Below are 7,775 nucleotides of genomic sequence, written 5' to 3'. Positions count from 1 at the left end.
CCGCGTAGATCTCGGCGCCACTGGCCAGACCCGCCGGCAACGCGGCGGCGCGGCGTTGCGCCAGTTCGCGGGACCGGGGTCCCGGGATTTCCGTCACGATGCGGCGGGCCTGCTCGAGTCCGGGCCCACCCTGAACGAGTTCCACTGCGGTCATGTCCTTCTCCCTCGGTCGGTTTCCTCGAACTGTAGGAGGGGAGACTCGGGTCGCTGATGTACTACAAGTACAATTCTGCCGTTAATGTGGACAACAAGTACATGTCTGTCTCGGGCGGTTCGCCGCAGACTGACGGCACACCACGGCCGACGCCGGGTGACCGAAAGGACATGCAGATGACCACCGACACCGCCCCCACGCACCCGTACGAACCGGCGCCCACCGACGTCGCCGGGGCCGCGCGACGTCTCGTGTGCTCGCAGGATGCCGGACCGGCCTTGCTGTTCGTGGAGGACTCCGCCTCCGACGGCACCGCCTGTGCAGTCATGAAATGGCCGGGCCGAGACCCGCTGCTGACCGACTCCGTCCACACATTCGAGCACTTCGGACTGCGGATAGACGATCACGAACTGCTGACGACCGACGATGCGGACTGCCGGGTCCATCGGTTCGCGTTCGTCACGCCCCCGGAGTGGCGATCCGGTTCGCCGCACCGGGTGGCGGCGGTCTTCGACGCCCACGCACAGGGCCGCACCGTCGTCGACGGATACTCCCGCCTCGCCGTCGTCGCCGACGTGGGTGTGCGGGATATCGCCCTGGTCCGGGCCGCAGCCCGCTTCGCCCGCCAGGCGGGTCTGATCATGTCGGAACGGTACGTTGTCGACACACTCTGCCGGCACTCCGGATTTGTCGAAGCCCTGGTCGCCTGCTTCGCCGCGCGCCTCGACCCCGACCGGCCCAATCGGGACGACGCCGCCGAACGGACGCTCGCCGAGCGGCGCGGCGCGGCGGAAAGCCTCGACGAGGACCGCATCCTGCGCAGCCTGGAATCGTTCGTCACCGCCACTGTGCGCACCAATTGGTACCAGCACGACGAATACGGCGCGCCGAAACCGTACGGGGCCTTCATGCTCGATTCCGTTCATCTGGCCGATCCCGGGCCTGTCGTGCCCCACCGCGAGATCTTCGTTCACTCGGACCACGTGGAGGGCATTCACGTGCGGAGCGGCACTGTCGCCCGCGGTGGACTGCGGTTCTCGGACCGTCCTGAGGACTACCGCACCGAGGTCCTCGGTCTGATGAAGACCCAGATCGTGAAGAACGCGCCCATCGTCCCCGTCGGCGCCAAAGGCGCGTTCATCCGGACGAACTCGGATGTAACTCCCGCCCAAGCATATTCGACCTTCATCCGAGGAATGCTCGATCTCGTCGACAACATCGTCGACGGGCAGATCGTCCACCCGGACCGCACCATCGTCCATGGCGGGGACGATGCCTATCTGGTAGTAGCCGCCGACAAGGGCACTGCCCGGTTCTCGGACCTGGCCAACTCCATCGCCGCGGAGTACGACTACTGGCTCGGTGACGCCTTCGCCTCGGGCGGATCGAGCGGATACGACCACAAGGTGATGGGCATCACCGCGCGCGGCGCGTGGGTCGCGGTCCGCGAGCACTTCGCCGACCTCGACATCGACGCCGACACCACCGAGTTGACGGCGGTAGGGATCGGGGACATGTCCGGCGACGTCTTCGGCAACGGAATGTTGCTCTCCCCGCATCTGCGCCTCGTCGGCGCCTTCGATCACCGGCACATCTTCCTCGACCCGGATCCCCACCCGGCTCGCGCCTACGCGGAGCGACGTCGACTGTTCGAGCTTCCCGGATCGAGCTGGGACGACTTCGATCGTGACGTCCTATCCGCCGGAGGAGGTGTATGGCCACGCTCCGCGAAGTCCATCACCGTCCCGGAACCGGCACGCCGCCTGCTCGGACTATCCCATCCGACCACCACCCCGGACGGGTTGATCAAGGCGCTGCTGACAGCACCGGTGGACCTGCTCTGGAACGGTGGTGTCGGCACCTACGTCAAGGCCTCTTCCGAGAACCACACTGATGCAGCCGATCCGGCGAACGACACCGTCCGTGTCGACGCGTCGCAGCTGCGGTGTCGCGTCGTGGGAGAGGGCGGCAACCTCGGTTTCACGCAGCGGGCCCGCATCGAGTTCGCGGCCGTCGGCGGGCGTATCAATGCGGACTTCATCGACAACGCGGCCGGGGTGGCCACTTCCGACGCCGAGGTGAATCTGAAGATCGCCCTGGAATCCGCTCGGCGCAAGGGATCTCTGACTCTCGAGAAACGCGACCGGCTGCTCGACGACGCCCGGGACGAGGTGGCCCGGACGGTGCTCCTCATGAACCGGGACCAATCAGTGGCGCTCGGACTTGCCGTCTCACGTGCGGCCCGGCTACTCGGCAGGCACGAGCGGCTCATCATCCACCTCGAGACCAGCGGTATGCGGCGCAGCACCGAGGTACTGCCCACCGTGCAGGAGTTGGCCGCCCGAGCCGGCGCCGGCCGTGGGTTGACCAGACCGGAGATCGCGGTGCTGCTCGCCCGGTCGAAGAACGTTGTGTGCCGGGACCTGCTCGACTCCGACGTGCCCGACGATCCCGTCTTCGCCGCAGTCGCCCTCGAGTACTTCCCCACCCGCATGCGTGACCTGGTGCGGGACGAGATCCGAGACCACCCTCTACGTCGCGAGATCATCGCGACCCGTATGGCCTCCGATCTCGTCGATCATGTCGGTCCGGGAATGATCTACCAGCTCGAGGAACGGTTAGGGGTGCGCACGCCGGCGGTTGCCCGAGCGTACGCAGTGGTCCGGGCGGTGTTCGACACCGACCGGTTGTGGGCCGAAGCGCGGGACCGTTCCGTTTCCGGTGCACACCGCTGGGAGCGGCTCGCCGCGGTCCAGGAGTTCATCGAGCATGCGGTCTTGTGGATTCTGCGGCTGCGGCCGTCGCCCCTAGACGTGACCGCCGAAATCGAGCGACTGAGTGCCGGGGTCGCAGATCTGGTCGGGGTCGGCGTGGCCGGTGACGGACCGGACTTCCGACTTCTCGCCCAGTGCCCGGCGTTGGTGGACACCGCGTACACGCTGGACTGTCCGGCACACCTCGTTGCCCGGATGCACGCGGCGACGGGACCGTTGCTCGGAATCGAGAGGATGTCACTGGATCCGGCCACCGGGTCCCACACTTGGTGGGACAGCATGGCGCGCGCCACCGTGTGGGACGAACTCACCGAAGGCCACCACCGCCTCGTCGCCGCAATCCTGCGCCGGGACTGCGATCCACACACCCTGACGGACGTCGACGCGATACTGGCGCGATGGAAGCAGCGGGTTCCGGATGCGATCGCTCGGGTGACACGCCTGACCGACGACCTGTGCCGGGACGGGCGGATCGATCTGGCGCAGGCATGCACGCTCGGTGCGGAACTGCACCTGCTCGTGCGCGCAACGGAGCGGTGACGGGACGGCGCCCTTTTCGGATCCGGGAAATCCGAAAAGGGCGCCACGCCTCGCCGAGGAGGGTGTGCCGTCACGACACCGTGCGGACCTGCCATCACCTCCGCGAAGAACGGTGGAGGTGCGGAAGATCTTGTGGGTCACTGCGCGGTCGGTTCCGTTACCGAGCGTGCACGATCACTCCGCGAATATTCTTGCCGTTGCGCAGATCCTCGTACCCCTGGTTGACTTCCTCGAGCGAATAACGCGTCGTGACGAGTTCGTCGAGTTTCAGTTCGCCCTGGTCGTACATACGCAGCAATCGAACGATGTCGTACTGCGGGTTGGCCGAGCCGAACAAAGTCCCCTTGATCGTCTTCTCGTTGAGCGTCAGATCGGCTCCCGACACATGCACGGTCAGTTTGCTCGGATCGGCCAGACCCGTGATGACGACGGTGCCACCCTTACCGATCACGGCAGTCGCCGCTGCGATCACCTCCTCGTCGACCGTGCCGACCAGGACAAGTGCCTGATCCGCGCCCTGACCCCAGCTCAACTCATTGACCTTCACCGCCGCTTCTTCCGCAGTCGCGAAGGCGTGTGTGGCTCCGAACTTCAATGCTGTCTCCCGCTTGAAGGCAAGCGGATCGACCACGACGACGTACCGTGCCCCGGCCTGCACCGCACCCTGCACGGCGTTGATGCCGAGGCCACCGATGCCGTAGACGACGACGATGTCCCCGGCCCGGACGCCGCCGGCGTACACCGCGGTTCCCCATCCCGAAGGAACACCGCAGCCGACGAGCACCGCGGTCTCGAGGGGCAGCCAGTCGTCCACCTTGACAACCGAGTGCTGCGAGATCGTCGCCCGTTCGGAGAACGTACCCAGCATGCACATGGCTCCGAATTCTGTTCCGCCGGAACGGAACCGGAAGCTGCCATCAGGCATCGATCCTTCGAGGATCGTCGCGCCCATGTCGCACAGGTTCTGTCGGCCGGTGGCACAGTAGCGACAGGTTCCGCAGTTGGGGATGAAGCTGCACACGACGTGATCGCCGGGTTCGACCTTGGTGACCCCGGGCCCGACCTCCTCGATGATGCCCGAGCCTTCGTGTCCGCCGACGATGGGATAGCGAGGCGGGAGGTCACCGTCGGTCAGGTGCAGGTCGGAGTGGCACAGTCCCGCCGCGGTGTACTTGATGAGTACCTCGCCGGGGCCGGGACCGTCCAGATCGAGTTCCATGATCTCGAACGGCTTTCCGGCTTCGAGTAGAACAGCAGCCTTGGTCTTCATGTGTTCTCCTGATGAGTTCGGGGTGAGGCCGGAGACGTCAGAGTGCGACGTTGACGGCTTTGGTCTGGGTGTAGAGGTCGATGGCGGCGGCGCCGAGTTCGCGGCCCCACCCGGACTGCTTGTAGCCACCGAACGGCATGGCCGTATCGAAGCCGTTGTACTGGTTGATCCAGACCGATCCGGCCTTCAGTAGGCGTGCGGTGCGGTGCGCCTTCGAGATGTCACGAGTCCAGATGCCGGCAGCCAGTCCGTAGATCGAGTCGTTGGCGGCGGTGACGATGCCGTTCGATGCCGACGACGGCATCGCGGCAACGACCGGACCGAAGATCTCCTCCCGCACGACGCTGAACTCCGGCTCCACGTCGACCAACACGGTCGGCTCGACGAAGTATCCGGTCTCACCCCAACGCTTACCACCTGTCAGAGCGCGCGCGCCGTCCGCGAGTCCGTCGCGGAGATAGCCGGTGACCCGGTCGAGCTGCTCCTGCGAGACGAGCGGACCCAGCTCGGTCGTGGGGTCGAGCCCGGGACCGATCTTGACCCTGCTCGCGGCCTCTGCGACCGCCTCGGTGAAGCGCTCGAAGATGCTGTTCTCGACGTACAGGCGCGTGCCGGCGACACAGCACTGGCCGTGGTTGAAGAGCCACGCATTGAGCGAACCTTGAACGGCCACATCGAAATCGGCATCGGCGAACACGATGTTGGGACTCTTGCCGCCGAGCTCCAGAGTGACCTTCTTGAGGTTGCCCTTGGCTGCGTCGACGATCTTCTTTCCGACCTCGGTGGAACCGGTGAAGGCGATCTTGTCGACGTCGTCGTGTGCTGACAGCGCGGCACCCGCGTCACCGAAACCGGGTACGACATTGACCACGCCGGGCGGGAAGCCGGCCTCCTCGAAGATCTCGGCGAGCAGCAATGCGGTGAGCGGCGTCTGCTCGGCCGGCTTGAGAATCACCGTGTTGCCGGCTGCGAGAGCGGGTGCGAGCTTCCACGATGCCATGAGCAGTGGGAAGTTCCACGGCACGATCAGCCCGCAGACTCCGATCGGCTCCCTCAGCGTGTACGCGTGGAACTGACCGCCCGGTGCGAACGGCATCGAGACGTTGACCGTGCTGCCCTCGATCTTGGTGGCCCAGCCTGCGTAGTACCGGAAGACGTCGGCTGCCCAGGCCGTGTCGACGGCCGATGCGATCGCGGCGGACTTGCCGTTGTCGAGAGCTTCGAGTTGGCCGAACTCGGCGGCCCGCTCGGTGAGCAGGTCGCCGACCCGCCAGATGAGACGCTCACGCTCGTTCGGCTTCATCGAGGCCCACGGCCCCTCGTCGAACGCACGACGCGCGGCCCGGACGGCCCGGTCGATGTCGGCGGCCTCACCGTGCGCCACGTCGGTGAGGCGCTCGCCGGTGGCAGGGTCGTACGTGACGAACGTGCGGCCGGATGCTGCATCGACGAACTCACCGTCGATGTACAGCAGCTTGGTGCCGGCGAGGAACTCGCACACTCGCGGTGAAACCGACTGCTCGGCAACGACAGTCATGCCACAACCTCCTGGATACGATGCATATGATGCGGAACACATTCATCGTGCTGTGTGGGAGAGTGACGGAACTGTTCAAGCTTTGGACAGCGATCGGTCACACGGTGATGTCGAGCGCCCGGATCCGGCTGTACAACGTCGTGCGGCTGATACCGAGCCGGGCAGCTGCGTGCACCTTGTTACCGCAACTTTCCTGCAACGCCTCGATGATCGCTTCCCGCTCGGCGCGTTCGCGGCCGCCGAGGCGGGCCCCCCGAGCGGGTGCACGGTAGGCGTCGGGCAGGTCCTCGATCCGGATCGGGATGCCGCCCTTGTCGGGAAGTCCCGCGAGCACCGCACGCAGTTCGACGAGATTGCCGGGCCATGTGTGTTCCGACAGCGCAGCCAAGGCGCTGGGGCCCAAACGGATATCCGAACGGCCGAGCTCGGTGGCAAGCGCGGTGACGAGCGCCGGCAGTTCACGGGTTCGCTGCCGTAGGGCGGGCACTGCCACCTGTGCGCCGCAGCGGGCAAGCAGGTCTCGCACCGCAGGTCGGATGGTGTCGACGGGATCGGCGGTGAACACGAGTCTCGGTCCGTCGGCGCGCGTGGCGAGCGATCCCAGCAGCGCGAGGACCGAGTTCGGGCCGAGGTGGACGTGTTCGATCAGGACGTGCGCGGGTCCGGTCGCGATGTGCCTGAGTAGTCCGGCGGACCAGTTGCGTTCGCCCTCGGCTATCACGTGTGCGGCATCCACGGCCACGATCGGTCCCGCTGCATACTCTCGCGCGGCCCAGCTCCGACCGCTGCCGACCTCGCCGATGATGGCGATTGCACCAGTGCTGGAACGTAATTCGGCCATGCGGGCGCGTATCCGGGAGGTCGCATCCTGAGGCGTGGCCCGCCGGCGCACGGGCGGGCGGCTCTCATCGACACCGAGCAGGAACAGCGCACCGCTCTCAGTGCCGGACACGCGGTTGATGTGAAGCTCGGTGTGCCCGCCCCCGGAGAGAGCGAAGTCGAGCGTCCGTGTCTCGCCGGGCGGCACGTCGTCCACGAGCGCGCGCAACGCCACGTGATCACTTGGTTCGAGCAGTTCGACGGCGGCCTTGTTGGTGAGCATGACGTCCTGCCCCATTGCAGCCACGGCCACGCCACGTTGGCGGGCCGCGATCCGGAACGCGTCCATGACGCGGCGATCCGATTCACGTGCCCCCTCGAGCAGTCGCGCCTCGATATCGCGGACTGCCCGTGCGAGGAATGGCACGAATAGGGGGTTGGCCGTCTTCTCGGTCGCGGTGATGTCGAGGATGCCTTCGATTCTGCGCGTGACCGGATGCACTATCGGGTGACCGTAACAACTGAACTGCCGGAACGACTCGAGGAAATGCTCGTCGCCGTGAACGACGAGACCCTGACGCACCTCGAGGGGGGTCCCGAGCGCGTTCGTCCCGTACGTCTCCTCGGACAGCGGTCAAGTCCCGTGAGGTGGTGTACGACGTCGTCGCGTGATTCCTCGTG

At 66.3% G+C, this 7,775-nt stretch carries 4 protein-coding genes and 1 pseudogene; 1 reads left to right on the top strand and 4 read right to left on the bottom strand.

The window, feature by feature from the left end:
• A pseudogene (locus I0Q12_RS31845) lies at positions 1–154 on the bottom strand (4-aminobutyrate--2-oxoglutarate transaminase); the annotation flags it as partial.
• A 176-nt stretch (positions 155–330) separates the two neighbouring features.
• Between I0Q12_RS31845 and I0Q12_RS03785 the strand changes: the two are divergent.
• Positions 331–3,468: an NAD-glutamate dehydrogenase domain-containing protein gene (locus tag I0Q12_RS03785; protein WP_231609951.1), complete on the top strand. Its 3,138-nt coding sequence runs from the start codon at positions 331–333 to the stop codon at positions 3,466–3,468.
• A 157-nt stretch (positions 3,469–3,625) separates the two neighbouring features.
• On the opposite strand, the gene I0Q12_RS03780 is transcribed toward I0Q12_RS03785, so the two are convergent.
• The 3 genes from I0Q12_RS03780 to I0Q12_RS34795 form a co-directional block, all read right to left on the bottom strand.
• Positions 3,626–4,738: an NDMA-dependent alcohol dehydrogenase gene (locus tag I0Q12_RS03780; protein ID WP_197250666.1), complete on the bottom strand. Its 1,113-nt coding sequence runs from the start codon at positions 4,736–4,738 to the stop codon at positions 3,626–3,628.
• Positions 4,739–4,775: 37 nt separating this feature from the next.
• The gene (locus I0Q12_RS03775) at positions 4,776–6,275 is read right to left on the bottom strand and encodes an aldehyde dehydrogenase family protein (protein ID WP_197250665.1); all 1,500 of its coding nucleotides are present in this window, start codon (positions 6,273–6,275) and stop codon (positions 4,776–4,778) included.
• Positions 6,276–6,372: 97 nt separating this feature from the next.
• Positions 6,373–7,677 (bottom strand): helix-turn-helix domain-containing protein, encoded by a 1,305-nt coding sequence (locus I0Q12_RS34795; protein WP_307846009.1) that lies wholly within the window; start codon positions 7,675–7,677, stop codon positions 6,373–6,375.
• Positions 7,678–7,775: the final 98 nt, after the last annotated feature.

It is taken from the genome of Rhodococcus sp. CX (assembly GCF_015865005.1).
Classification (GTDB): domain Bacteria; phylum Actinomycetota; class Actinomycetes; order Mycobacteriales; family Mycobacteriaceae; genus Rhodococcus.
Note: the sequence above shows the minus strand (reverse complement) of the source record. Positions and strands in the feature narration are given on the sequence as shown.

Coding starts and splice junctions, on each gene's coding strand:
- I0Q12_RS03785 (WP_231609951.1), top strand. CDS start 331: ATGACCACCGACACCGCCCCCACGCACCCGTACGAACCGGCGCCCACC.
- I0Q12_RS03780 (WP_197250666.1), bottom strand. CDS start 4,738: ATGAAGACCAAGGCTGCTGTTCTACTCGAAGCCGGAAAGCCGTTCGAG.
- I0Q12_RS03775 (WP_197250665.1), bottom strand. CDS start 6,275: ATGACTGTCGTTGCCGAGCAGTCGGTTTCACCGCGAGTGTGCGAGTTC.